The organism is Sphingomonas molluscorum (assembly GCF_039522995.1).
In the GTDB taxonomy this organism is placed as follows: domain Bacteria; phylum Pseudomonadota; class Alphaproteobacteria; order Sphingomonadales; family Sphingomonadaceae; genus Sphingomonas; species Sphingomonas molluscorum.
Genome location: NZ_BAAAEL010000002.1, coordinates 159179 through 185076 on the forward strand (window position 1 = coordinate 159179; position 25898 = coordinate 185076).

The 25898-nt window shown below is 69.5% G+C and carries 23 protein-coding genes and 1 tRNA gene; 18 read left to right on the forward strand and 6 right to left on the reverse strand.

Translation table 11 applies throughout. The annotated features are described in order from the left end of the window. Positions 1-55: 55 nt before the first annotated feature. A complete protein-coding gene (gene parC, locus ABDZ92_RS05255; protein ID WP_125959936.1) occupies positions 56-2305 on the reverse strand; it encodes a DNA topoisomerase IV subunit A in 2250 nt (749 codons plus the stop codon). A 205-nt stretch (positions 2306-2510) separates the two neighbouring features. Between parC and purC the strand changes: the two genes are divergently transcribed. From purC to purQ, 3 genes are all read left to right on the forward strand, one after another. Further along, complete coding sequence (purC, locus tag ABDZ92_RS05260) at positions 2511-3290, forward strand: phosphoribosylaminoimidazolesuccinocarboxamide synthase (protein WP_125959809.1); 780 nt, start codon at positions 2511-2513, stop codon at positions 3288-3290. 92 nt (positions 3291-3382) lie between these two features. Beyond that, positions 3383-3625 (forward strand): phosphoribosylformylglycinamidine synthase subunit PurS, encoded by a 243-nt coding sequence (gene purS, locus ABDZ92_RS05265; protein ID WP_125959810.1) that lies wholly within the window; start codon positions 3383-3385, stop codon positions 3623-3625. Continuing rightward, positions 3622-4287 (forward strand): phosphoribosylformylglycinamidine synthase subunit PurQ, encoded by a 666-nt coding sequence (purQ, locus tag ABDZ92_RS05270; protein ID WP_125959811.1) that lies wholly within the window; start codon positions 3622-3624, stop codon positions 4285-4287. Before purS ends, purQ begins: the two co-directional genes overlap by 4 nt. 15 nt (positions 4288-4302) lie before the next feature. Here purQ and ABDZ92_RS05275 read toward each other — a convergent pair whose 3' ends face one another. Continuing rightward, entirely contained in the window at positions 4303-5025 is a 723-nt protein-coding gene (locus ABDZ92_RS05275) for a queuosine precursor transporter (protein WP_125959812.1), read from the reverse strand. Between the two features lie 85 nt (positions 5026-5110). Between ABDZ92_RS05275 and ABDZ92_RS05280 the strand changes: the two genes are divergently transcribed. Continuing rightward, positions 5111-5187, forward strand: a tRNA-Arg gene (locus tag ABDZ92_RS05280). Between the two features lie 11 nt (positions 5188-5198). Here the strand turns inward: ABDZ92_RS05280 and ABDZ92_RS05285 are convergent. Both ABDZ92_RS05285 and ada read right to left on the reverse strand, forming a co-directional pair. Then, on the reverse strand, positions 5199-5783 hold the full coding sequence (locus ABDZ92_RS05285; protein ID WP_125959813.1) for a cysteine hydrolase family protein: 585 nt from the start codon (positions 5781-5783) through the stop codon (positions 5199-5201). Between the two features lie 56 nt (positions 5784-5839). Continuing rightward, complete coding sequence (gene ada, locus ABDZ92_RS05290) at positions 5840-6904, reverse strand: bifunctional DNA-binding transcriptional regulator/O6-methylguanine-DNA methyltransferase Ada (protein ID WP_125959814.1); 1065 nt, start codon at positions 6902-6904, stop codon at positions 5840-5842. Positions 6905-7031: 127 nt separating this feature from the next. Between ada and ABDZ92_RS05295 the strand changes: the two genes are divergently transcribed. Together ABDZ92_RS05295 and ABDZ92_RS05300 are read left to right on the forward strand one after the other, a co-directional pair. Then, entirely contained in the window at positions 7032-8066 is a 1035-nt protein-coding gene (locus ABDZ92_RS05295) for an oxidoreductase (protein WP_125959815.1), read from the forward strand. A gap of 383 nt (positions 8067-8449) precedes the next feature. Continuing rightward, positions 8450-8962, forward strand: coding sequence for a Ros/MucR family transcriptional regulator (locus tag ABDZ92_RS05300; protein ID WP_125959816.1), 513 nt, complete (start codon positions 8450-8452; stop codon positions 8960-8962). 4 nt (positions 8963-8966) lie between these two features. On the opposite strand, the gene ABDZ92_RS05305 is transcribed toward ABDZ92_RS05300, so the two are convergent. Further along, positions 8967-9557 carry an alpha-ketoglutarate-dependent dioxygenase AlkB gene (locus ABDZ92_RS05305; protein WP_125959817.1) on the reverse strand — a complete coding sequence of 197 codons (591 nt, stop codon included), beginning with the start codon at positions 9555-9557 and terminating at the stop codon, positions 8967-8969. 88 nt (positions 9558-9645) lie between these two features. On the opposite strand from ABDZ92_RS05305, the gene ABDZ92_RS05310 reads away from it, so the two are divergent. The 10 genes from ABDZ92_RS05310 to ABDZ92_RS05355 all read left to right on the forward strand — a co-directional run bounded on the left by ABDZ92_RS05310 (position 9646) and on the right by ABDZ92_RS05355 (position 23260). Then, entirely contained in the window at positions 9646-10149 is a 504-nt protein-coding gene (locus ABDZ92_RS05310; RefSeq protein WP_125959818.1) for a chemotaxis protein CheW, read from the forward strand. Continuing rightward, positions 10146-11564, forward strand: coding sequence for a CheR family methyltransferase (locus ABDZ92_RS05315; protein WP_206432151.1), 1419 nt, complete (start codon positions 10146-10148; stop codon positions 11562-11564). Before ABDZ92_RS05310 ends, ABDZ92_RS05315 begins: the two co-directional genes overlap by 4 nt. Then, positions 11561-12097 carry a chemotaxis protein CheW gene (locus tag ABDZ92_RS05320; RefSeq protein WP_125959819.1) on the forward strand — a complete coding sequence of 179 codons (537 nt, stop codon included), beginning with the start codon at positions 11561-11563 and terminating at the stop codon, positions 12095-12097. Before ABDZ92_RS05315 ends, ABDZ92_RS05320 begins: the two co-directional genes overlap by 4 nt. A gap of 4 nt (positions 12098-12101) precedes the next feature. Then, complete coding sequence (locus tag ABDZ92_RS05325; RefSeq protein ID WP_125959820.1) at positions 12102-13757, forward strand: methyl-accepting chemotaxis protein; 1656 nt, start codon at positions 12102-12104, stop codon at positions 13755-13757. 10 nt (positions 13758-13767) lie between these two features. After that, positions 13768-15783 (forward strand): hybrid sensor histidine kinase/response regulator, encoded by a 2016-nt coding sequence (locus ABDZ92_RS05330; protein WP_125959821.1) that lies wholly within the window; start codon positions 13768-13770, stop codon positions 15781-15783. Between the two features lie 3 nt (positions 15784-15786). After that, entirely contained in the window at positions 15787-16830 is a 1044-nt protein-coding gene (locus ABDZ92_RS05335) for a chemotaxis protein CheB (RefSeq protein ID WP_206432152.1), read from the forward strand. Continuing rightward, a complete protein-coding gene (locus ABDZ92_RS05340; protein ID WP_125959822.1) occupies positions 16827-18491 on the forward strand; it encodes an ATP-binding protein in 1665 nt (554 codons plus the stop codon). The genes ABDZ92_RS05335 and ABDZ92_RS05340 overlap by 4 nt, the downstream gene beginning before the upstream one ends. Then, positions 18488-20302: a response regulator gene (locus ABDZ92_RS05345; RefSeq protein ID WP_125959823.1), complete on the forward strand. Its 1815-nt coding sequence runs from the start codon at positions 18488-18490 to the stop codon at positions 20300-20302. The genes ABDZ92_RS05340 and ABDZ92_RS05345 overlap by 4 nt, the downstream gene beginning before the upstream one ends. A 140-nt stretch (positions 20303-20442) precedes the next feature. Continuing rightward, entirely contained in the window at positions 20443-21138 is a 696-nt protein-coding gene (locus ABDZ92_RS05350) for a murein L,D-transpeptidase catalytic domain family protein (RefSeq protein WP_125959824.1), read from the forward strand. Between the two features lie 70 nt (positions 21139-21208). Next, entirely contained in the window at positions 21209-23260 is a 2052-nt protein-coding gene (locus ABDZ92_RS05355; protein ID WP_125959825.1) for an NAD(+) synthase, read from the forward strand. Positions 23261-23405: 145 nt separating this feature from the next. Here the strand turns inward: ABDZ92_RS05355 and ABDZ92_RS05360 are convergent, their stop codons facing one another. Then, positions 23406-24263, reverse strand: a complete 858-nt coding sequence (locus ABDZ92_RS05360) for an oxygenase MpaB family protein (RefSeq protein ID WP_125959826.1) — start codon at positions 24261-24263, stop codon at positions 23406-23408. Positions 24264-24402: 139 nt separating this feature from the next. Here ABDZ92_RS05360 and ABDZ92_RS05365 point away from each other — a divergent pair, with 139 nt between their 5' ends. Then, positions 24403-25515 (forward strand): S-(hydroxymethyl)glutathione dehydrogenase/class III alcohol dehydrogenase, encoded by a 1113-nt coding sequence (locus ABDZ92_RS05365; protein WP_125959827.1) that lies wholly within the window; start codon positions 24403-24405, stop codon positions 25513-25515. Continuing rightward, positions 25515-25898, forward strand: coding sequence for a VOC family protein (locus ABDZ92_RS05370; RefSeq protein ID WP_125959828.1), 384 nt, complete (start codon positions 25515-25517; stop codon positions 25896-25898). Before ABDZ92_RS05365 ends, ABDZ92_RS05370 begins: the two co-directional genes overlap by 1 nt.

The window sequence follows — 25898 nt, forward strand, 5'->3', positions numbered from 1 at the left end:
ACCATCCAGTCCGGATTAGGTCCGGTGCGTTAATGCTGCGTTTCGAACGATCGTCTCAGTCGAAGCGGTTGTCGCGCGGGAAGCCGGTCGGCGGCATGCGCCCCGCAGCACCGCGCGCTGCGCGCCACGGGCTCAGGTCGGCCTCGGTGCGCACCCGGCCGGTCTCGCCACCCATCGTCCAGCTGAGCCCGTCCGCGAAGCGCAGGGTGCGAACGTCGGACAGGCCTCCATCGCGGAAGCGCTGGAGCTGCACGCCCTGCCCGCGCGCGAGTTCGGCCACCTCCGCCAGCGGAAACACCACCAGCTTCCGATTGTCGCCGATCGCCGCGACATAGTCGTCGTCGGGCGCGATCGGTCGGATGACGCGCAAGCGCGCACCCGGGCGCGGCGTCATCACCTGCTTCCCCTTGCGGGTTTCGGCGATCACGTCGGCGATCCGGACGATGAAACCGCGCCCGTCGCTCGCCGCCAGCAGCAAGCGGTCCGACTGCGCCGCCCGCAGGAAGCCCGCGATCTCGGCATCGCCGTCCATGTCCACCATCGCGCGCACCGGCTCGCCGAACCCACGCCCGCCCGGCAGCTTGTCGGCGCCCAGCGTGTAGAAGCGCCCCGCGTCGGTCGCGAGCAGAAGTTTGTCGGTGGTATGGGCGTGGAACGCGAACAGCGGGCCGTCGCCTTCCTTGAACTTCAGCGTCTCGGCCGCCGCCAGGTCGTTGTGTCCCTTGAGCGCACGGATCCAGCCGCGCCGCGACAGCACGACGGTGATCGGCTCGCGCTCGATCATCGCTTCCAGCGGGATTTCGCGTGCGGGCGCGGCCTCTTCCACGCTGGTGCGGCGCTTGCCGAGCGCGGTCTCGGGACCATAGCGATCGCGCAGCTTCGCCATGTCGCGCTTCAGCCGCGTGCGCTGGCGCGCCTCGGAGCCGAGCAGCAGCGTCAGCTCCGCCTTTTCCTTCTCCAGCTCGCCGCGTTCGCGCCGCAGCTCCATCTCCTCGAGCCGGCGCAGCGACCGCAGCCGCATGTTCAGGATCGCCTCGGCCTGGCGGTCGGTGAGCTGGAACTCGGCCATCATCACCGCCTTCGGCTCGTCCTCGGTGCGGATGATCTCGATCACCCGGTCGAGGTTGAGGAAGGCGATGATATAGCCGTCGAGCAGTTCCAGCCGGTCGGCGATCTTGGCCAGGCGATGTTCGGAGCGGCGGCGGAGCACCACGAACTGGTGGTCGACCCAGGCCCGGAGCACCTCGCGCAAACTCATCACCCGCGGCGTGCGCGTCGCGTCGAGCACGTTGAGGTTCAGCGGCACGCGCGTTTCCAGGTCGGTGAGCCGGAACAGCCCGTCCATCAGCGTCGCGGGGTCCACCGTGCGGCTGCGCGGCTCCAGCACAACCCGAATCTCGGCGTCCGATTCGTCGCGAATGTCGCTGAGGATCGGCAGCTTCTTGTCGTTGATGAGCGTCGCGACCTGCTCGATCAGCTTGCCCTTGGCGACGCCGTACGGAATTTCGCTCACGACGATGCGGAAGCCGCCACCCTTCTCGCGCTCCACGTCCCAGCGCGCGCGCACGCGAAAGCCGCCGCGGCCGGTGGCATAGGCCTCGGCGATGGCGGCAGGGGGATCGACGACAATACCGCCGGTCGGAAAATCCGGCCCCTTCACATGACCCAGCACTGCCACGTCGTCCGCCTCCGGCTGGTCGATCAGCATGGCGGCGGCGTCGAACAGCTCGGCGGCATTGTGGGGCGGGATGGACGTCGCCATGCCCACCGCGATGCCGGCGGCGCCATTGGCGAGCAGGTTCGGGAACAGGCCCGGGAACAGCTCGGGCTCCTGCTCCTCGCCATTGTAGGTGGGGCGGAAATCGACCGCGTCCTCGTCCAGGCCCGCCATCAGGTCGATCGCGACCTGGGTCAGCCGCGCCTCGGTGTAGCGATAGGCAGCGGCATTATCGCCGTCGATGTTGCCGAAGTTGCCCTGCCCGTCGACCAGCGGATAGCGGAGCGCGAAGTCCTGCGCGAGCCGGACCATCGCGTCATAGACGGACTGGTCGCCGTGCGGGTGGTACTTACCGATGACGTCGCCGACGACGCGCGCGCACTTCTTGTAGCCCGCCGCCGGATCCAGCCGCAGCAGCCGCATCGCCCAAAGCAGCCGGCGGTGCACCGGCTTCAGCCCGTCGCGAAGATCGGGCAGCGAGCGCGCGGTGATGGTGGAGAGCGCATAGACGAGGTAGCGCTCGGACAGGGCACTGTCGAACGGTGCATCGACGATCGCGTCGAACGGGTCCTTAAAGTCGGTCGCCATCGCCACCGCGGATAGCAGGCGCGCGCCTTGTTCCACAACCGTTCCGTGTACCCGCGCCCGCTTTCGGCAGACCGCGCTCGTCCGCGTCGCGACGCACGCCTGATTGCGACGCCCGGCCCTCTTCGCTATAGGCGCCGCCATCCCGCCCCGGCAGCACGCAAGCGCGCGCGCTTCCGGGGCCGATCGTTTTGGAAGGGTTCCGCACATGGCTCGCCGCCGCCAGATCTACGAGGGCAAGGCCAAGATCCTGTACGAGGGCCCCGAGCCCGGCACGTTGATCCAGTATTTCAAGGACGACGCGACCGCGTTCAATGCCCAGAAGAAGGGCACGATCAACGGCAAGGGCGTGCTCAACAACCGCATCTCCGAGCACATCTTCACGCTGCTCGGCCAGATCGGCGTGCCGACCCACTTCATCCGCCGCCTCAACATGCGCGAGCAGCTGATCCGCCAGGTCGAGATCGTGCCGATCGAGGTCGTGGTGCGCAATGTCGTCGCTGGATCGCTGTCGAAGCGCCTCGGCATCGAGGAAGGGCAGCAGCTGCCCCGCACCATCGTCGAATATTACTACAAGGACGATGCGCTCGGCGACCCGATGGTCACCGACGAGCATATCCTTGCGTTCGGCTGGGCCGCGCAGGACGAGCTGCACGACATGGCCGACATGGCGATTCGCGTGAACGACTTCCTGGCCGGCCTGTTCGCCGGGATCGGCATCCGCCTGGTCGACTTCAAGCTCGAGTTCGGCCGCATTTGGGAAAACGACTTCAGCCGGATCATCCTGGCCGACGAGATCAGCCCCGATGGCTGCCGCCTGTGGGACATGGTCACCAACGAGAAGCTCGACAAGGATCGCTTCCGTCGCGACCTGGGCGGCGAGGTCGAGGCCTATCAGGAGGTCGCACGCCGGCTGGGCCTGCTTCCCGAGGGCGGCGACACCGCCGTGCTCGACATGGAAACCCATCGCAAGAAGCGCGGCCGCTAAGCCCTTTGCGCCCCGGCAGCGCTTGCCTGGCAGGCACGCCGGGGCCATAGGCGCCCGCAACCACACCACTCCAAGCATTGCCCCGAGGTCCCATGAAACTCCGCATCATCGTGACGCTCAAGAACGGGGTGCTCGACCCGCAGGGCAAGGCGATCCAGCACGCGCTGGGCTCGCTCGGCTTTGACGGCGTCGCCGATGCCCGCGTCGGCAAGCTGATCGAGCTGGAGGTCGCCGACGACACCAGCGACGAGGCCGTCGACCAGATGTGCCGCAAGCTGCTCGCCAACACGGTGATCGAGAACTACCGCATCGAGCGCCAGGACGGCGTCGCGTGAAGACCGCAGTCGTCGTCTTCCCCGGCTCGAACTGCGATCGCGACATCGCGGTCGCACTCGAACAGGTGACCGGCCAGGCGCCGGCGATGGTGTGGCACGGCGACACCGATCTGCCGGACGGCATCGGCCTGGTCGCTGTTCCCGGCGGCTTCTCCTATGGCGACTATCTGCGCTCCGGCGCGATCGCCGCGCGATCCCCCGTGATGCGCGCCGTGGTCGAGGCCGCGGGTCGCGGCCTGCCGGTGCTAGGCATCTGCAACGGTTTCCAGATCCTCACCGAAACCGGCCTGCTGCCCGGCGCGCTGATGCGCAACGCCCGGCTGAACTTCGTGTGCCGCGACGCGCCGCTGACCGTCGCCAACGCGACCTCGCGCTTCACCCGCGGCTATAGCGAAGGCGAGACGGTGACGATCCCGGTCGCGCACCACGACGGCAACTATTTCGCCGACGAAGAGACGCTCGACCGCTTGGAGGGCGAGGGCCAGGTCGCGTTCCGCTATGCCGGCGTCGTCAACGGTTCGGCGCGCGATATTGCCGGCGTGCTCAATGCCCAGGGCAACGTGCTCGGCATGATGCCGCACCCCGAGCGCCGCATCGAAGCCGCGCACGGCGGCACCGACGGCCGCCGCCTGTTCGAGGGACTGGTCGAAGCGCTCGCCTGAGCGGGCGCTTCCCCCTCACGCCTTCAGCCGGAACGGCGAGAAGTTCGTTCCCCGGTCGAACACGTCCACGCCCTCGGCCCGCTTGAGCCGGTTAACCACCGCATAGGTGACCGGCGTCAGCACCACTTCCCAGCCGACCTTGAGCGCCCAGTTGGTCGCCATCACCGTCAGAACCTGGCTGGTCGGCCACACGCCCAGGAACGCGGCCGGATAAAAGATCAGGCTGTCCGCCCCCTCCCCCACGATCGTCGAGCCGATGGTGCGCGCCCACAGCATCCGCCCCTCGGTCAGCAGCTTCATCTTCGCCATAACATAGGCGTTGACCAGCTCGCCCACCCAGAACGCCGCGACCGAGGCGAAGACGATCCGCGGCACCTGCCCGAACACCGCCTCATAGGCGCGCTGCCCCTCCCAGCCGGGCGCGGGCGGCAGCGCCACCACCACGGCCGACATCAGCGCCATGAACAGCACCGCGGCAAACCCCGCCCACACGCATCGCCGCGCCCGCGCGAAGCCATAGACCTCGGTCAGCACATCGCCGAGCACATAGGAAATCGGGAAGAACAGGATGCCCGCGCCGAACACGAAGCCGCCGAGCGGCCCCTCCCCGCCAATCGTCGCGACCTTGCCCGCCCCCAGCACGTTCGAGAGCAGCAGGATGGCGACAAAGGCGGCCATCGCGAAGTCGTAGAAGCGGAAACCGGACACGCTGCGCGCGTCCGCGGGTGCCGGCGTCATGCTGCCCCTCTCTCCAGAAACGGGATGGCGCGGTTATGAGGACGGTTCCGCTTCGGCGCAATGCGCGCTAACGGAACGCGTGCGTGCGCCCGTAGCTCAGTTGGATAGAGCACGAGCCTTCTAAGCTTGGGGCCGCTGGTTCGAATCCAGCCGGGCGCACCAACGACTCCCCCTCAGCGCAGCGCGACCGCCTGGCCGGCGAAATCCTCGGCCAGCACCTGCTCGATCGGGCGCGCGATCCCGCGCGTCAGCGCCTGCGGCAGGGTGACGCGAAAGCCGCGCTCCACCAGTCCGTCGATCGCCCAGCGCACGCAATAGTCGGCAGCCACCCCGATCACCACGGCGTCCCCCACACCCCGCGCCCGCAGGTCCCGGAAGAACGCGTCCCGGTCCGCGGACACGCCCTCGCGCATCGGCTCGACGCGAAGACCCGGCTCCTCCCACATGGCGAACACGCCCTTTTCCAGCCGATAGGTCCGGATCGCCGGATCCACCACCTCGGGATCAAGCACATTCTGCCAGCCCGGCGTCTCGCGCACGCAGTGGATCGGGAACTGCTGCGCCTCGGGCAAGCTCGGGTAGGTGTCGGCGAAATGGGTATCGAAGGTGAAGAGCACCGCAGCGATCTCCTCCGGCGCAAGCGAGGCCAGCCACTCGGCCATCGGTGCAGCCAAGGCATCGGCGCCCGCAACGGCCAGGGCGCCGTCCGGGTTCATGAAATCCGCCTGGGTGTCGACCACCACCACGACTTTCTTCACGGCCTTCTCCTCACGTCTGGGTGTCGCGCACGCCGTCGTCCCGCAGCGCCGGCCGGTCAATCCCCGCGCGCCGCGGCTTCGCGGTCGAGCAGCGCGCGTTTGCGGTCCGTGCCCCAGCGATAGCCCGACAGAGCACCGTCGCTGCGAAGCACACGATGGCACGGGATCGCCAGCGCGTGCGCGTTGGCGGCACAGGCACCGGCCACGGCCCGCACCGCCTGGGGTGCGCCGATCCGCTCGGCGATCTCCGCGTAGCTCGCCGTCGCGCCCGCCGGGATCGCGCGCAGTTCCTCCCACACCCGCCGTCGAAAAGCGGTGCCGCGGATGTCGAGCGGCAGGTCGAGCGTGGCGGCAGGGGCCTCCACGAACGCCACCACCTGCGAAACCATCGACGCAAAGTCTTCGCCGCCCGCCTCCAGCCGCGCGTTGGCGAAGCGACGGCGAAGGTCCGTCACCAGCGCATCGGCATCGTCGCCCAGCAGCAGCGCCGCGATTCCCGTGGTGCTCGCGGCGACCAACAGATGGCCGAGACTGGTCGGCGAGACGGCGAAGCGCAGGGTCTCGGCCGCGCCACCCTGGCGATAGGCGCCGGGCTTCATGCCCAGCACCGCCTTCGCCTCGGCATAGAAGCGGCCGCTCGAGCCATAGCCGGCGGCGTGGATCGCCTCGGTCACGGCCGCGCCCGCTTCCAGCGCCGCCCGTACCCGCCCGGCGCGGTGCTCCGCGGCATAGGCGCGGGGCGTGACGCCCGTCACCGCCTTGAACCGGCGCTGAAAGTGGCTCGGGCTCATGCCGGCTTCAGCGGCGAGCGCCTCCAGCGTCGGCATGGTCTCGGCCATCTCGATCCTGCGGCACGCCGCTGCGATCTGATCGAGGCCGGCCATGCGCATGCCGTCCGCATCCGGCCGGCACCGCAGGCAGGCCCGAGCGCCGCTCCGGCGAGCGTCCGCGAGCGTCGCGTGGATCGTCACATTCTCAGGATTGGCGGTGCGCGAGGGGCAGGACGGCCGGCAGTACACGCCCGTCGTCGCCACCGAGTACCAGAACTGCCCGTCCGCGGCCGCATCCCGGGCGACGATACGGGCCCAGCGCGGGTCTTGTGCAACATGCTGCTGTGTCATCGCGACCTCCTGCCCCACGCCTGCCTCAAGCCGCAGCGCGACACACTCCGTTCCTTGCGCTTCAATCCAAGATAGTGGCACCGACCGGGAGCACCATCACGCATCGCCGCGAAAAGGAACATCCACCATGCTGAACGTCGGGCTGATCGGTTTCGGGCTTGCCGGGCGCGCGTTTCATGCGCCGCTGATCGCCGCCACCCCCGCCCTCCGCCTCGCCGCAGTCGTCACGTCGCGCGCGCAGGAAGTGGCAGCGCTGTATCCGGAGGCTCGTGCCGTGGCTTCCGTCGACGCCCTGCTCGCGGACCCTGCGATCGATCTGGTGGTGGTGGCGACGCCCAACGACACCCATGCGCCGCTCGCCCGCGCCGCGCTGGAGGCCGGCAAGCACGTCGTCGTGGACAAGCCCTTTGCCCTCAGCGTCGAGGATGCGCGCGAACTTGCCGCGCTCGCCGTGACGCACGCGCGGATGCTCACCGTCTTCCACAACCGGCGCTGGGACACGGACTTCCGCACGGTCGAGCAGCTGCTGCGCGACGGCACGCTCGGCGAGGTGCAACTCGCAGAACTGCGCTGGGACCGCTTCCGTCCCGCCATCAAGCAGGGCTGGCGCGAGACCCCGCACGCCGGCGCAGGATTGTTGGCCGACCTCGGCCCGCACCTCATCGACCAAGCGATTCGCCTGTTCGGCGTGCCCGAGGCGGTGTCGGCGGACATCGCGATCCAGCGGGAGGCGGCGCAGGTGGACGACTATTTCGAGCTGACGCTCCACTATGGAAGCCGCCGGGTGATCCTGGGCGCCGCCTCTCTGGTCACGGCCCCCCGCCCCCGCTTCGCGCTGCACGGAACGCTCGGCAGCTTCGTGAAACACGGGATCGACCCCCAGGAGCCGGTGCTGCGCGCGGGCGGAACCCCGTCCGATCCGGGCTATGGAGTCGAGCCGGAATCCGCCTGGGGGACGCTTGTCGACGGCGAGGCCGGGGAGCGTCGCCTGCCCAGCGCTGCCGGGACATGGCCCCGCTTCTATGAACAGGCCGCGGCCGCCATCGTCGAGGGCAGCGCTCCGCCCGTCGAGCCGGAGGATGCCATCGCGGGTCTCGAATTGCTCGAACTCGCCCGGCAATCCGCATGCGAAGGACGTCGACTTCGCTTCCCCAGGCGCTGATCCGAATATTTTTATCGCGGCATCCGCAACGTCCCCGATGTCTTGCCACCATTGCAGTTGCTAGCAATCGGGCAAGCAGCAGCCTTACTCCCGAGGCTCATGGTGAATTTATCGGCCATGCACGTCTGCTCGGATGCTTGGCCGCCCTCTATTACCCAATACGGCAACTTACGTTTCGCGGAGAGGATGCGACTCGCCACTGTTAATCACGAATAAATCCTTGCTTTGTATGGCTGTTAAGGCGCTTCGCCGGAGTCGGCACAAACGCGATGCTGATCCGGTACTTTGGCTCCGAAGCCGCAAGGTGTGGCTGGCAACACCCTGGAAAGTTGACGCGCTGCACGGAAAGTCCCAAGTGCGCGCCGATGAACGGAGGAATGAAGATGGCCGAAGACGTTTCCGAATTGAATGCGGTGGAACTCGCGACCGAGCTCACCATCGCCTGGCTCAACAATGCGAACAACCGCGTGTCGGCCGAAGATGTACCGACCTTCCTGCAGACGATGCACGCGACCGTGGTTGGGCTGAGCGGCGGCGCATCTTCGGAACCGGTCGAGACGGCCCCCACGGAAGATTACACGCCCGCCGTCTCGGTGCGGAAGTCGCTCGCGTCGAAGGACCACATCATCTCGATGATCGACGGCAAGCCGTACAAGACCCTGCGCCGCCATCTGGCAGGGCACGGACTGACCCCGGAACAGTATCGCGAGCGCTACAATCTGAAGTCTGACTATCCGATGGTCGCGGAGAATTATTCGCAGAGCCGCCGCGACATGGCCAAGCGCATCGGGCTCGGCCGCAAGCCGCGCACCGGTGGCGACGAGGCGACCGCCGCAGAGGCGCCTGCCGCCCCGAAGCGCCGTGGCCGCAAGCCCAAGGACGCAACCGCGGAATGATCCTTCAGCCCTGGGCGGCCGCGCGCCTGCCCAGGGCCGACAGGCTGCGGAAGGTCACCGACCAGCGCGTGCGCTCCATCGCCGCGATGCCGTGCTCCCACGCGTGCCGCGCTTCGCCGGAAAGATGGTAGATCGATCGCGGCGCAAGCGTACGGCTACGGCGGTCGAAGCCGGTGTCGGTGCGCCGCCGCAGGCGCAGGACGGCCGGCTCACCCAGCGAAATCCCCACGACATGCTCGAACATCGGCCGGTCGCGATGCCAGCCGATCCCCGCCCCCGGATCATAGCGGATGAGCAGCGCCTGCTCGAGCTCGGCCGCCGATATCCCCGCGAACGCCGCCGCGCGCTCCCGCAAAGGCCTCAGGAACGCCGGGATCTCCGCCCCCGGCGCGATCCGCCCCCGATCGAAGTCATAGCTCCAGCCGAACGACGCGGTCAGCCGCTTGCCCGTCCACCCCTGGAAGCGGAACGGCGTCAGCGCGCACGCGTCGATCGCCGCCACGAGCGCCGCTTCCTCAGACGCATCGAGCACCTCTTCGCCATAGGAGAGGCCCGGCAGCAGCGGGGTTCCGAACAGGTCTAGCTGGGCGGCCATCCCGCTCCAGATAGGAAGCCGGCACCTGCCCCGAAAGACGCGCGTGGCGGGGAGACGGGCCGGAAAGCCCGCGTTATAGAAGCCCGCGATGCCCAATCGTGCCTCCGATCCGCTGCTGCTGTTTCGTGCCGGTAACCACCGGCTCGCGCTCCCGGCGCGGGACGTGCGCGAGGTGCTACCGCTGCTTCCGATCGCGCGGCCCCCGACCCTGCCCCGCCCCCTCGCCGGCTTCGTCGACGTCCGGGGCGAGACGCTGCCCGTCCTGGCACCCGCACTTCTGTTCGACGTCGGCACTGCCTTGGGCACCCTGGACCTGTTCTCCCACCTGATCCGGCCGCATGGGCCGGCTGCCACCATGCCGTGCCTGCTCGTTGATCGGGTCGAGGACATGGTCACCCCCGACGCCGACGCCGTCCGTCCGGTGGAGGCCGAGGCGAGCCACAATGGCGCGATCCTGGCCGAGGTGACGCTGCCCGACGGCCCCGCACACCTGCTGTCGCTCGCCCAGCTGCTCAGCGAAGCGGAACGCGAGCGGCTGGCGGCGCTGGCGGCGCAGGCGGAGGCGCGCGGCGCCGACTGGGCGATCGGGTGAGCCTGGCCGCGCAGCGCCACGCGCTGCCGTCTGCGCCGGTCGACGATCCCGCCTTTGCCGCCATCAAGGCGCGGATCGTCGAGCGCACCGGCCACCATTATTACGTCGACAAGGACGACCAGCTGTTCGAGCATGTGGCGCGCCGCATGGCTGCGAACGGCATCGACACGCTGGCGGACTATGCCGCCCGGCTGGCGGACCCGAATGCGGCGGCCGCGGAATGGCGCGCGCTTGAAAGCGCGATCACGATCAACGAGACCTTCTTCTTCCGCTTTGCCGAACAGTTCGACGTGCTGCGCCGCTGCGTCCTGCCGAAGCTGCTGCGGGAGCGGCGGGCGAAGCGCCAGCTGCGCGTCTGGAGCGTCGGCTGCTCGACCGGGGCAGAGGCGCATTCGGTGTCGATCCTGCTGCGCGACCTGCTCGGAGACGCAGTCTCCGACTGGAAGATCGGCATCACCGGCACCGACATCGACGATGCCGCGATCGCCGCGGCGCGCGAGGCGCGCTACACCTCCTGGGCATTGCGCACCCTGGGAGAGGCGGAACGCGAGCGGCTGTTCGATCGCGAAGGCGACCGCTGGCGGCTGAAGGCGCGCTATCGCGGTCTCGCCCGCTTCGAACACGCCAACATGATGGCGCTGCTGGACGACGACGCCCCGCTGCAGTTCAGCGAGTTCGACATCATCCTGTGCCGCAACGTCCTGATCTATTTCCGCAGCGACGTCGCCAAGCAGCTGGTCGGCACGCTGGTGCGCCGGCTCGCGCCGAGCGGGCTGCTGTTCATCGGCCATGCCGAGCCGAACCCGGAGTTCGCGGACGTCGCACGGCCGGTGCTCGTCGACGGTGTCCTTGCGTACGCGCGGCTCGACGGCCCCGCCGAGCTTCCCGCAGCCGCGCCCGCGCCGCCACCGTCGCTCGCATCACTTGCCCCGCCGCCAGCGGCACCGGTCAAGGCCGCGCCGCCTGTCAGTCCCCCGCCGCAGCCTGCCCCGCCGCCGCCTCCAACATCGCCACCGCCCAAGCCCGCCGCAGCCGGAGAAGTGCGCACCGCGCTTTCCCGTGGCGACGCGAGCCAGGCACTCGAACTGGCGGAGCAGGAGGCGCTCGCCACGCCGCGCGACCCGGTCGCTCATTACCTCGCAGCGCTCGGCGCCCTCGCGCTTGGAGATGGGGTTCGTGCAGAGCGGGGATTTCGCAGCGCGCTATATCTCGATAACGGGTTCGCGATGGCGCACTATCTGCTTGGCCGACATCTCCTGGCGCATGGGCGCGATGCCGAGGGCAACCGCGCGCTCCGCAATGCCGCGCGCGCAGCCGCCGGGATGGCGAATGACGTCGAGTTGCCGGAGGGCGACGGCATGACCGCAGGCAGCCTGGTCGCCGCCGTCCGCGCCACCCTCGGGGGTGCCGCATGAGCATGCCGGGAGACCTTCGGGTCGCAGCGCCCTTCCTCGATGCCGAGGCCGTCGCAGCCGTGCTCGCGGAGCGCCAGCGCGCGCTCGCCCCGCCTGAGGCAGCCGACCAGCGCAGCCGCATCCGCGTCCTCACCTGGACCCTGGGCGAGGAAACCTATGCGACCCCGCTCGCGGACCTCTTCGAGGTGGCGGCGATCCCGCGCGTCACCGCGGTTCCGGGCGCGCCTCCCGCCCTGGTGGGGCTGATCGCGTGGCGGGGCGCCGTCCTCAACCTCTTCGATCCGGCCGTGGCGTTGCGCCTGGCCACCCCCGAGGAGCCCGGCCGTGCGATGCTGGTGCTGCGCCATGCGGCGCCGCGCATCGCCCTCCAGGTCTCCGCCATCACCGCCTCCGCCGCCATCGTCGATCCCGGCGCCACGGGCGGTGACACCCTCACGCGCTTCGTCGAAGCGGACGGCGGCCAGCGTCTGGCCGTCGTGAACACTGCGCTGCTGATCCAGCGGCTCCTCGCCCGTCCCCTGCAGGAAGGATAAAGCCTTGTCGGTTTCCACTCGGATCGTTGCCGGGTTCGGCATCATCACGGCCATTCTGGTCGCGCTGGGCCTCTACTCGCTCCAGCAGGTGGGCGTGGTCCGCTCGAACGTCGACCGGATCGTCCAGCGCGACTATGCCGCGATTCTCGATGTCGACTCCATCGCCCGTGCCGAGGCACGGATGCGCGAGGCGCGGCTGATGGCGGTGATGCACGCGATGCGCAGCGGCCGCGGCATTCCGGGTGACATCACCGAATGGCAGTCGCGCGCCAACGAAACGGCAGCCGCGCTCGCGAAGCTGACCGCAACCGCGGAGAAGAACCGCGAAACCGCGGTTAATCAGGGCCGCATCGAGCAATGGCGCCAGCTGTCCGAGGGCGCGCAGGCGGTGCAGGCATCGTTCGATCGCCTGCGCCCCGCGAGCGCACGCCAGCTGGAGATGCTGGAGAACGGCAATATCGAGGGTGCGATCGCGGCGGGCGAAGAGATTGATCGCCACCATGCCGCGCTCGCGCAGAGCCTCGGCCAGGTCCGCACGATCGTCAGCAACACGATCGAGGTCGGGCGGCGCGCGACCCAGGACGTCTATGAAAGCACGCGCACGTCGATCCTGATCGGGCTGCTGATCGCGATCGCGGTCAGCGTCGTGGTCGCCTTCACGATCCGCCGCTCGATCACCGGGCCGCTGAGCGACTTCATGAGCTTCGCCGGCCGCATCGGCGAAGGCGACCTGTCGGGCGAAACACGCATCACCGGCAGCGACGAACTCGGCCAGCTGGGTGCCACCCTCAACACGATGGTGGTGGGCCTGCGCGAGATCGCCCGGCAGAGCCGCGCCGCCACCGAAGACCTGAACGCCGCCGCCACCGAGATCCGCGCTTCCACCCAGGAGCAGGCCGCCTCGGTCGAGGAACAGCTCGCGGCCGTGCAGGAGACCGCGGCCACGGTCGACGAGATCACCCATTCGGGCGCCCAGATCACGCTGCGCGCGCAGGAAGTGATTGCCGCGGCACAGGCGACCGCCCAGACCAGCGACACCGGCCGCACCGCGGTCCACGACACCGCCCGCGCGATGGACGCGATCCGCGAACAGGCGGAGGCGGTCGCCGGCAACATCGTCGCCTTGTCGGAAAAGACGCAGACCATCGGCGACATCATCGCGACCGTGAACGACGTGTCCGAACGCTCCCACCTCCTCGCCCTCAACGCCTCGATCGAGGCGGCGGCGGCCGGCGAGCAGGGCCGCAGCTTCGCGATCGTCGCGTCGGAGATGAAGACGCTGGCCGACCAGGCGAAGTCCGCCACCCGCAACGTTCGCTCGATCCTGGGCGACATTCAGCGCGGCATCAACGCCTCGGTCATGCTGACGGAAGAGGCGGTGAAGCGCGTCGCCTCCGGCAAGGAGCGCACCGACGCCAGCCAGTCGGCGATCAACGAACTGGCGACGCGGGTGCAGGAGAACGTCCACACCTTCCAGCAGATCGTCGCCTCCACCAACCAGCAGCAGATCGGCATCGAGCAGGTGACGATCGCCCTGCAGAACATCCGCCAGGCGAGCCAGCAGACCGCGGCGAGCACCCGCCAGCTCGACCAGGCGGCGGGCGATCTCACCCAGCTGTCGCGGACGCTGGTGGGCCTGACCGAACGCTACCGCGTCTGAGGACGGGCGGGTGGACGAACTCCGCGCAGAACTGCTCGCGGCATTCGCCGCCGAGCTTGCCGAGCACATGGCCGGCATCCGCGAGGCGCTTGCGGATGCCGCCGCCGGTCGCCCGGTCGATCTGCGCGAGTTCAGCCGCCGCACCCACAGCCTGAAGGGGGCGGCGCGTGCGGTCGACCTGCCGGCGACCGAAGCGGCTGCCCATGCGGCCGAGACCATCCTGCTCGCCGCCGAACGCGGGGAACGCGCGCTCGATGCCGCGACGCTCGCCGAGCTGCGCACCCTCGCCGACGCGATCGAGGACGGCGCCCGCAGCGACACCACGCAAGAGGACGCGCCGGAGGCGACCGCCGCGGCATCCCCGACGCAGACGGGCCGCGTGCATGTCGCCGGCCGCCACGTCGAGCGACTCGCCCGTTCGGTCCACGACCTTGCCAACCACATCTCCGAGCAGGATCGCATCGTGGAGATGGTGGAAGTGCTCGGGGCCGAGTTGGCGGACATGCCTGCCACGCAGGACGGGGAGCTTGCCCGCCGCATCGCGCGCCTGGTCGGCAGCACGGAACGGCTGCGCCGCGAAGTCGGCCGCCAGCGCTGGGCACTCGAACGCGCCGCGGCGAACATCGAGCGCGACGCCGAACGCATCCTGCTGCTGCCCGTCGCTACCCTCTTCGAGGGCCATGAGCGCATGGTCCGCGACCTCGCGGCCAGCCAGGGCAAGTTCGCCGAGCTCACCATGGAGCCGATCGAGGCGGAGGCGGATCGCCGCGTCCTCCAGGCGCTGCGCGAGCCGTTGCTCCACCTGCTGCGCAACGCCGTCAGCCATGGGATCGAACCGCCGGCCGTGCGCGCCCGGGCGGGCAAGCCGGAGGGTGGCACGATCAGCGTGCTCCCCACCACCGATCGCGGCCGCCTCAACATCGTCATCCGCGACGACGGCGCCGGGCTCGATCCCAAGGCGATCGAGGCGCGCGCTCGGGAGGCGGGACTGATCGCCGCCGGAGCGCCGACACCCTCCCGACGCGGCCTCTACGCGCTGCTGTTCGAGCAGGGCTTCTCGACCAGCCGGACCGTGGACGAGGTGTCCGGCCGCGGCATCGGCCTTTCCGTCGTGGCGGAGACGGTGCGCCGGCTGCACGGCCGCGTCCGCATCCTGCCCGGCCGGCCGACGGGCACCGAGATCCGCCTGTCGGTGCCGCTCGCCCTCGCCCGCCAGGCGCTGTTGCTGGTGGAGGCCGGCGGCGCGCGGCACGCCCTCCCTGCGGCGAGCGTCGACCGCGTGCTGCGCCTCACCCCCGACGCGTTCGACCGTACCGAGGGCGGTGCGGTGCTGATGCTGGAGGACGAGGCGGTGCCGGTGGCCGAACTGGCCGACCTGCTCGGCCTGCCGCCTTCCGAAGCGCCCGACGGTGCCCGGCCTGCGGTGGTGATCGAGGGCTCGGACCAGCGGCGCGTGCTGCTGGTGGACGCGCTTGATGACGTCCGCTCGCTGGTGGTCGGCGATCCGACGGCGGTTGCCGCCGACGTGCCGTTGATCTGGGGAACGGTGCTGCTGGAGGACGGCATCGCGCTCGTGCTGGAGCCGGAGGCACTGCTCGCCGCCGACGCATCCGGCCCCCGCCGCCGTCCGCGCATCGCGCCTGCGACCCGGCCGGTGCAGCGCACGGTGCTCGTCGTCGACGACTCGATCACCACCCGCACCCTCGAAAAGAGCATCCTGGAGGCGCAGGGCTATCGCGTCCTCATCGCGGTCGACGGCCTCGCCGGGCTGGAGCAGCTGCGCGCCGGGATCGAGCCGATCGACCTGGTGGTGGCAGACGTCGAAATGCCGCGGATGGACGGTTTCGGATTGCTCACGGCAATACGGAACGATCCGGCCCTGCAAGCGCTTCCCGTCGTCATGATGACATCGCGAAACAGCCCGGACGATATCGAGCGTGGACTCCAGCTGGGTGCGAATGCCTATGTGACGAAGCAGGAGTTCGACCAGGGGACGCTGATCTCCGTCGTACAGCAGCTGGTCTGAGCCATGGCAACGCGCCCGATCCGCGTCATGATCGTCGAGGACTCGCTCGTCGTTCGCACGCTGCTCACGCACATCATCGCGGGCGACCCCCGGCTTGAGGTGGTCGCCGCCGTCGCGAGCGCGGAAGAGGCGCTGGCGCAACTGGCGGCGATCCGGCCCGACGTGATCTCGATGGACATTCGCCTCCCCGGCATGGACGGGCTGGAGGCGACGCGCCAGATCATGGCCGATCAGCCGACGCCGATCGTCGTCATCTCCGCGAGCTTCGATCGCACCCAGCTCAATCCCACCATGGATGCGCTGCGTGCCGGCGCGCTTGCCGCCGTGGAAAAGCCGGTCGGCATCGCCGATCCCGAATACCGCACCATCGCCGCCGAGATCCGCACCCAGCTCGTCATCATGAGCCAGGTGGCCGTGGTCCGCCGGCGCATGCGCACGCCGCTTGCCGGCACGCCGACCGCCGGGCGGCCGCGCATTGCGCCGCGGATGCTGTTGTGCGCCGCCTCCACCGGCGGCCCTCAGGCGCTGGCCAAGCTGTTCAACAGCCTTCCCGCCGACCTGTCGCTGCCGGTGCTGCTCGTCCAGCACATGGGCGGCGCCTTCATGGACGGGTTCGCCAGCTGGCTGGACAGCGTCGTGCCGCAGCGGGTCGAACTCGCCCGCGCCGCCGTCCTGCCCCAGCCGGGCACCATCTATGTGGCGCCGGGCGACCGGCACCTGACCCTGATGCCTTCGGGCAAGCTGGGGCTGTCGGAGGCGCCGCCCGTCGGTGGCCAGCGGCCGGCCGCAACCGTGTTGTTCACCAGCGCCGCGGCCGCGCTCGACGGTGCCGCCCTCGCCGTCGTCCTGACCGGCATGGGAGAGGACGGGGCTGCGGGCGTCCGCCAGCTGGTCGACGCCGGAGGTGCCGCGATCGCGGAGCATGAGAGCACGGCGGTCGTGAACGGCATGCCGGCCGCCGCGGTGCGCCAGGGCGCGCTGGCGTTGCCGCTCGATCTGATCGGCCCCCATGTGAAGCGGATCCTGGCGCGCGAGGTCGTCCAGTGAGCGAAGACGCGTCGCCGCACCTGTTGCTGGTCGAGGATTCGGACACCCAGGCGCTGGTCTTCCGGCGGACGCTGGAGGGCTTCGGCTTCACCGTCGACCGGACCCGCACGGCCGAGGACGCACTGGTCAGCCTCAACGAGGCGCTGCCCGACCTGCTGGTGGTCGATTATCGGCTGCCTGGCATGAACGGGGACGAGCTGGTGCGGATCCTGCGCCAGACGGGCCACACCCGCACGCTGCCGATCATCATGCTCACCAGTGACGAGGCGAGCGAGGTGGAGCGCCAGGGGCTCGACAGCGGCGCCAATGCCTATGTGCCCAAGGCGAGCGGCCCGCAGCTTCTGGTCTCGCGCATGCGCTCGCTGTTGCGCCAGCGGCGCTCCGTGCCGGGCAACGGCACGGCGGGCGGCTTCCGCCAGGCGCGGCTGCTGGTCGCGGTGGCGGACCCGATCTATCGAGACTGGCTGCGGGGGCTGCTGACGGGGGACGGCCATGCGGTCAGCATCGCCGGAGACGAGCAGGCGATGCTCTCCGCGGTCGCGCAGGAGGAGTTCGACGGCGTTCTCGTCGGCCCGGCCCCCGAAGGCGAGGACCCGTTCGCCTGGGTCCGTGCGCTGGATCGCCAGCGGCAGGCGGACAGCGCCGGGTTCGAGATCGCGGCGCTGTCCGAGGTCGCCGATCCCGCACAGACGCTTGCCGGCCTCGGTGCCGGTGCCGACGACGTGCTGCCCAGCCGGGACGAGCGCGACATGCTCCTCGTGCGGGTGCGTTCGATCCTCCGTCGCAAGCTCGCCCGTGACGACGAGGCGGCGGGCGCTGCCCGCGAGCGGGAGCGCGAGCTGGCGCTCGCCCATGCGCGCGCCCAGGCGGAGGCGAGCGACGCCCTCGCCGCCGCCAACCGCGAGCTGGAGGCGGCAAACGCGCAGCTGCGCGAGACGCAGGCACAGCTGGTCCAGTCCGCCAAGATGGCGTCGCTGGGCGAGCTCGTCGCCGGCATCGCGCACGAGATCAACAACCCGCTCGCCTTCATCCTCGCCCACCACGCCACCGTGGAGCGGGCGGTTCAGGACGCAACGACCGCCGAGGACGACACCCGCACCAAGCGTCTAGCCAAGGCTGCGGAGCGCCTGGGTTCGATCCGCACCGGGCTGGTGCGCATCCAGGATCTGGTGGTGAAGCTGCGGCGCTTCTCGCGTCTCGATGATGGCGAATGGTCGCTCGTCGACATTCCGGAGGCGATCGATTCGGTGCTGACGCTGCTCCAGCCGAAGATCCCCGCGACCGTCACGATCGAGCGGCGCTATGGCCCCGTCCGCACGCTTGAAAGCTCGCCGGCGCTGGTCAACCAGGTGGTGATGAACATCATCTCGAACGCGGTCGACGCGGTCGATCCCGCCACCGGCCGCATCGTCATTGAGACCTCGACCCGCGACGACCGGTTCTTCATCGCGGTCACCGACAACGGCCCCGGCATCCCGCCGGAGGTACGCGAGCGGGTGTTCGAACCCTTCTTCACCACCAAGGACGTGGGCTCCGGCACGGGCCTGGGCCTGGCGATCGCCTATGGCGTCGTCCGGTCGCATGGTGGCGAGATCACGATCGAATCGGGCGACGAAGGTGGCGCCCGCTTCCTCTTGGCGGTACCCCTGCATCGACAATGACCGATTTCAACGATTCCGAATTGCCCAAGGTTCTGGTCGTCGACGACGAGCAGGAGATCCTCGTCGCGCTGGAGGACCTGCTGGAGGACCGCTACCGGCTGCTCTCCTCCACCTCCCCCGTGGCGGCGCTCGAGATCGTCAAGGCGAACCCGGACCTGGCGGTGATCATCTCCGACCAGCGGATGCCGGAGATGCCGGGCAACGTGTTCCTGGCCCGCGCACGCCCCTTTAGCGACGCCGACGCGATCCTGCTGACCGGCTATGCGGACCTGTCGGCGGTCGTGTCGGCCGTCAACGAAGGTGCCATCAGCGGCTATGCCGCCAAGCCATGGGAGCCGGAGGCGCTGCGGGCGATGGTCGCCGCCGCCGCCGAGCGGCAGAAGCTGCGCGCCGCGCTCCGCTTCGAACAATCCGCCTTCCTGGGCCTGATGCAGGCATCGGCCGACCAGATCTCAGTGCTCGATCGCCACCATCGCCTGATCCGCGGCAACCACGATCGTGTCGAAAACGCGACCGCGGGCGACGTGCGCGACAAGGATGAGGCGGCGCTCGCCAGCGGCAGCTATTCCGAAGAGGATCTGCAGAGCGGGGGCGAGGATGAGGACGAGCGCTGGACCCGCGTCCGCCGGATCCCCTTTGGCGCCAGCGACAGCGACCGCCACCTGCTCAAGATCGAGTCGGACGAGACCGACCGCCGCCTCGCCGCCCGCCGCCTCCACCAGGCCGAAAAGCTCCAGGCGCTCGGGACGCTCGCAGGCGGCATCGCGCATGATTTCAACAATCTGCTCGCCGCCATCCTCGGCAACCTCGAACTCGCCGAGCGCTCGCTGGACAAGCCGGATCGGCTCACCCGCTTCCTCGCCAACGCCCGCTCGGCAGCCGGCCGCGGCTCGGCGATCACCCGACGCCTGCTGAGCTTCAGCCGCCAGCGTGACCTCGCCGCCGAGACCTTCCGCCCGGACGAGGCGATCCGCGATCTGGAGGAACTCGTCGCCCGCACCATGGCGGGTCGCGTCTCCCTGACACTCGACCTCCAGGCGGACGGCGCGATCCACGCCGATCCCGGCCAGTTCGAGCTCGCCATCGTCAACCTGTGCATCAACGCGCGCGATGCCATGGCCAATGGCGGGGAGATCGTCATCTCCAGCGCCCGCGCGCCTGCGCCGCCGGAGCTGGCGCATGCAGGCGACTGCATCCGGATCGCGGTGCGCGACAATGGTGCCGGCATTCCCGAGCACCTGCGCGACCGCGTGTTCGAACCCTTCTTCACCACCAAGCCGCATGGCGAGGGCACGGGCCTCGGCCTGCCAATGGTCCGCGCCATGGCGGAAGCGTCCGGCGGCACGGTGACGATCGACAGCCGCGTCGGCGAGGGCACGACGGTGACCCTGTGGTTCCCCCGCCTGGAGCCGGTGGAGGCTGCCGCAGCGGTTGCCGCTCAGGCGGCAGAGACGCCCTCGCTGCGGGTGCTGGCGGTCGAGGACGACGCCGAAGTCCGCGCCGTGCTCGTCGCGCATCTCACGGGCGCCGGGCACCAGGTGATCGAGGCGGACGGCGCCCAGGCGGCGCTGCACGCGCTCGAGAGCGACACCGCGATCGATCTGCTCGTCACCGACTATGCCATGCCGGACATCTCCGGCCTCGATCTCTACCGGGTGGCGAGCGAGCGGCGACCTGGCCTGCCTGCGATTCTCGTCACGGGATTCGCCGATGTCGAGGACGGCAGCGTTCCGCTCCCGGTCCTTACCAAGCCCTTCACCGGCGACCAGCTGAAGGCGACGATCGCGCGCGTCCTGGCCCCGGCCGACTGAGCGACAAGGCTCCGGAACGCGACGGCCCGGGCAATCCCCGGGGCGGTTGAACTTGCATAAAATGGCACCAAATTAGATACTTGAGAGCGCACGACGGCCCCGACGGGCCGCTGTCCTCACCATCTTCTCTTGGAGGCAGGATGCAGTTTGACGACACCGTTCGCTCGCGCCGCGCAATGCTGGGTTCGATCGCCGCGCTGGGCGCCTTTGCCGTGACGCGCAGCACGCTGGGTGGCACCGATCGCCCCGCGCCCCGCGCGGTGCCGACCCCGGTCCGCCAGCGCATCTTTGCCGAGCCGAAGGCCGCCAGCGTCTCCGCGCCCCGTGGCGTGCAGCCCGAACTGTTCGACCGCGCGATTGCGGCGCTGGACGCGCATGGCGACACCATCCGCCGCCGCGACCGCATCGCGATCGCCGATTTTGATGCGCCGTCCAGCGAGCATCGCTTCCAGTTCATCGATTTGGAGGGGGGGAAGGTCACGCGCCTGCTCGTCTCGCACGGCAGCGGTTCGGACCCCGCGCACTCGGGCAAGCTCCAGCGCTTCTCCAACCAGCCGAATTCGAACGCGACCTGCGAGGGCGCCTTCGTCACCGCCGACTATTATGTCGGCAAGCACGGTCGCTCGCAGCGCGTGATCGGCCTCGATCCGACCAACGACAACGCCCGGGACCGCGCGATCGTGATCCACGGCGCCTGGTACGCCAACCCGGACATGCTCAAGACCCACGGCATGCTCGGCCGCAGCCAGGGCTGCTTCGCGGTGGGCGAGCAGGACCTGCCACAGGTGTTCGCAATGCTGGGCGAAGGCCGGATGATCTACGCCGGCAAGGCGTGATCCGAGGCGAAGCCGCAACGCGCGAAAACGGGTGACGTAGCTTCTCGCCGTCTCGCGCGTTACGCTTCGCATGATGACGCAACACCGCTTCTATTCGATCCACCGGCACGGCCTGATCCGCGTTGGTGCCTGCACCCCGCTCGCCACCGCCGGCGATCCGGCCGCCAATGCCGAGGCGACGATCGCCCTCGCCCGGCAAGGTCATGAGGCCGCCGCCGACCTGCTGGTCTTCCCGGAGCTCAACCTCTCGTCCTACGCGATCGACGACCTGCACCTGCAGGACGCGCTGTGCGAAGCGACAGAAGCGGCACTCGCGCAGGTAGTGGAAGCCAGCACTGACCTGCGCCCGGTGCTGCTGGTCGGCGCGGCGCTGCGCCGCAACGGCCGGCTCTACAATTGCGCCGTCGCCGTTTCTCGCGGCCGCATCCTGGGCGTCGTCCCCAAGAGCTTCCTTCCCAACTACCGCGAATATTACGAAAAGCGCTGGTTCGCCGAGGGCGCGGGCCTCACCGGGCTCGAGATCACCGTCGCCGGCCAGCGCGCGCCGTTCGGCACCGACCTGATCTTCGCGGCCGAGGACCTGCCCGACTTCGTATTCCACGCGGAGATCTGCGAGGATTTCTGGGCGCCCACCCCGCCCTCGACCGCCGGCGCGCTCGCGGGTGCGCTGATCCTGTGCAATCTCTCCGCCTCCAACATCGTCGTCGGCAAGGCGCGCGACCGCGAGATGCTGTGCGCCGCCCAGTCCGCGCGCGCGGTCGGTGCCTATGTCTATTCCGCCGCCGGTCCCGGTGAGAGCACGACCGACCTCTCGTGGGATGGTCAGGGGCTGGTCTATGAACTGGGCGAGCAACTCGCCGCCTCGCACCGCTTCGCCAGTGCGGATGCGACCATCTATGCCGACGTCGATGCCGGCCGCATCCGGCTGGAGCGGATGCGCATGGGCACGTTCAACGACGCCGCCGCCGCCTCCGGCCACCCGGAGACGCGATTCCGCCGCATCGGCTTCGCGCACCAGCCGGACTTCGCCGACGTCGGCCTCAAGCGCCAGGTGCGCCGCTTCCCCTTCGTGCCCAGCAACCCCGTCTCGCTCGACGAGGACTGCTACGAGGCGTTCAACATCCAGGTGGAGGCGCTACGCAAGCGCATCGTCGCGACCGGTGCCAAGCGGCTGGTGATCGGCGTGTCAGGCGGGCTCGATTCCACCCACGCGCTGATCGTCGCGGCAAAGGCGTTCGACCGGCTCGATCGCCCGCGGTCCGACATCCTCGGCTTCACCATGCCGGGCTTCGCCACCAGCGAGGGCACCAAGGCCAATGCCTGGACGCTGATGAACGCGCTCGGCATCACCGGGGACGAGATCGATATCCGCCCGGCCGCGCGCCAGATGCTCGCCGACATGGAGCACCCCTTCGGGCGCGGCGAGCCGGTCTACGACATCGCGTTCGAGAATGTGCAGGCGGGCCTGCGCACCGACTACCTCTTCCGCCTCGCCAATCAGCGTGAGGGCTTCGTGCTCGGCACCGGCGATCTGTCGGAGCTGGCGCTCGGCTGGTGCACCTACGGTGTCGGCGACCAGATGAGCCATTATGCGGTCAACGCCGGCGTGCCCAAGACGCTGATCCAGTATCTCATCCGCTGGGCGATCCAGACCGACCAGTTCGACGCGCCCACCAACGAAGTGCTCGACGCCATCCTCGCAACGGAAATCTCGCCCGAGCTCGTGCCCGCTGGCGACGACGGCCAATTGCAGAGCACCGAAAGCAAGGTCGGCCCCTACGAGCTGCACGACTTCTTCCTGCACCACATCGTCCGGCAGGGGCTGTCCCCTTCCAAGGTCGCGTTCCTCGCCTGGCACGCGTGGAAGGACAGCGAAGGCGGCGCCTGGCCGATCGACTTCCCGCAGGCCAAGCGCAATGCCTATGACCTCGAGACGATCGCCCGCTGGCTCGAATCCTTCCTGTGGCGCTTCTTCCAGACCAGCCAGTTCAAGCGCTCCGCGATCCCCAACGGCCCGAAAGTGTCCGGCGGCGGTGCGCTCAGCCCGCGCGGCGACTGGCGCGCGCCTTCGGACGGTGTCGCGAAACCGTGGGTCGAGGAACTGCGCGCGGCGCTGCCCTGATCCAGCGCTACTCGCCCACAGCAACACCGTACCCCGGCGAAGGCCGGGGCCCAGCTACGGAACGCCCATAAGGTTAGGCGCACCCTCGCCCGTGCCATTCCAACTGGGCCCCGGCCTCCGCCGGGGCACGGGAGATTCCCTCCGGTCAACCCCGCCGCGCCTGCGCCTCCGCATTGCGGCCGTTGAGCGCCCAGCGCAGCATCACCCCCACGCCCCGCGCGCCCGCCCGCACCAGCGGCCCCTCGGCGGGCCGCTCGCGCAGCTGGAGCATCGCGCGCGCCCAGGGCGGCAGCAGGTCGATCGCCGCCCGCATGGTGAGGTCGCCGAACGGCCGCATCGCCAGGTTCGGCGCCGGCTGCGACAGAAGCGCCTGCAGCACCGTGTGCGTGCGCTCGTCGAAGCGCAGCTGCGGCCGTACGTCCATCAGATAGGCATCGATCTCGCGCCGACTGGTCGGCACGTCCGTCGCGCCCAGCCGCCGCGCAACCTCGGCATATTCGGCGAAATACCGGTCCTGCTCGGCGGCCGACAGCGGAGCGCGGTATCGCAGGTATCCGGACAGGAACATCCGCACCTCCGCGACATGGATCCAGGTCAGCAGTTCGGGATCGTTGGCGTCATAGGGCGTGCCGTCCGGCAGCGTGCCGTGCACCCGATCGTGGATCGCGCGCACCCGACCGATCAGCCGCTCCGCCTCGCCGGTCGCGCCATAGGTGGTGCCGGCGATGAACTGCGCCGTCCGCTTCAACCGCCCCAGCATGTCGCGCTGGAAGTTCGAATGATCCCACACGCCGGCCAGCGCCAGCGGGTGGAGCATCTGCAACATCAGCGCAGCGGTTCCCCCGATCATCATCGAGGTGAAGTCGCCGTGCACGCGCCAGCACACGGAAGCAGGCCCGAACAGCCCGTCGTCCCCGGGCGGGCGGCTGAGGTCGATCGCCCCGTCCCCCGCGCCTGTCAGCGCCCGCACCTGCTTCGCGATCGTCTGGCGTACCGTGTCCATGTCTTTCCCAACGCGCCAGCCGGTGCCGCGTGCCCGTCTAGATAGAGTGTCCCCGGCAGTTCCGCAGCCCGGACCGGTTGCGCCGTCCCGCGGTTTCGCTATCCCCGCTCCATCCCCGTTTCAAATCGCGAGAACCCCCATGAAGACACGCGCCGCCGTCGCTTTCGAAGCGAAGAAGCCGCTGGAGATCGTTGAGCTCGATCTCGAAGGCCCCAAGCCCGGTGAGGTGCTGGTCGAGATCATGGCCACCGGCATCTGCCACACCGACGCCTACACCCTCGACGGCTTCGACTCCGAAGGCATCTTCCCGTCCGTGCTCGGCCATGAAGGCGCCGGCATCGTGCGCGAAGTGGGCGCGGGCGTCACCAGCGTGAAGCCGGGCGACCACGTCATCCCGCTCTACACGCCCGAATGCCGCCAGTGTAAGTCGTGCCTGTCGGGCAAGACCAACCTGTGCACCGCGATCCGCGCCACCCAGGGCAAGGGGCTGATGCCGGACGGCACCACGCGCTTCTCCTACAAGGGCCAGCCGATCTTCCACTACATGGGCTGCTCGACCTTCTCGAACTTCACCGTGCTGCCCGAGATCGCGGTGGCGAAGATCCGTGAAGACGCGCCCTTCCAGACCAGCTGCTACATCGGCTGCGGCGTGACGACCGGCGTGGGCGCGGTGGTCAACACCGCCAAGGTGCAGGTCGGCGACAACATCGTCGTCTTCGGCCTCGGCGGCATCGGCCTCAACGTGCTCCAGGGTGCCAAGCTCGCCGGCGCCAACAGGATCATCGGCGTCGACATCAACCCGGACCGCGAGAGCTGGGGCCGCCAGTTCGGCATGACCGACTTCGTCGACGGCCGCGGAAAGAGCCGCGAGGACGTGATCGCCGAGATCCTGGCGCTCACCGACGGCGGCGCGGACTACACCTTCGACTGCACCGGCAACACCGAGGTGATGCGCACCGCGCTGGAGGCGTGCCACCGCGGCTGGGGCACCTCGATCATCATCGGCGTGGCCGAAGCTGGCAAGGAAATCAGCACCCGCCCCTTCCAGCTGGTGACCGGCCGCAACTGGCGCGGCACCGCTTTCGGCGGCGCCAAGGGCCGCACCGACGTGCCGAAGATCGTCGACTGGTACATGGACGGCAAGATCGCGATCGACCCGATGATCACCCACGTGCTGACGCTGGAGGAGATCAACAAGGGCTTCGACCTGATGCACGCCGGCGAGAGCATCCGCAGCGTGGTGGTGTACTGATGTTCAGCCACGTCATGGTCGGCGCCGACGACATCGCGGCGTCCAAGGCGTTCTACGACGCCGCCCTCGGCGCCCTCGGCATCCCGGCCGGCGTGGTCGATGAATGGGGGCGCGTCGTCTATATGCATGGCGGCGGCCGCTTCCTGGTGACGCGGCCGATCAATGGCGAGCCTGCCAGCCCGGCCAACGGCAGCACGATCGGCTTCGCCGCCGCGTCGCCCGAGGCAGCGGACGCCTGGCACGCGGCCGGCCTGGCAAATGGCGGCACCGCGATCGAGAACCCGCCCGGCATCCGCCACGGGACCGCGGGCCGGACTCTCTACCTCGCCTATCTGCGCGACCCGGCCGGCAACAAGCTCTGCGCGTCGCACCGCATCGCGTGA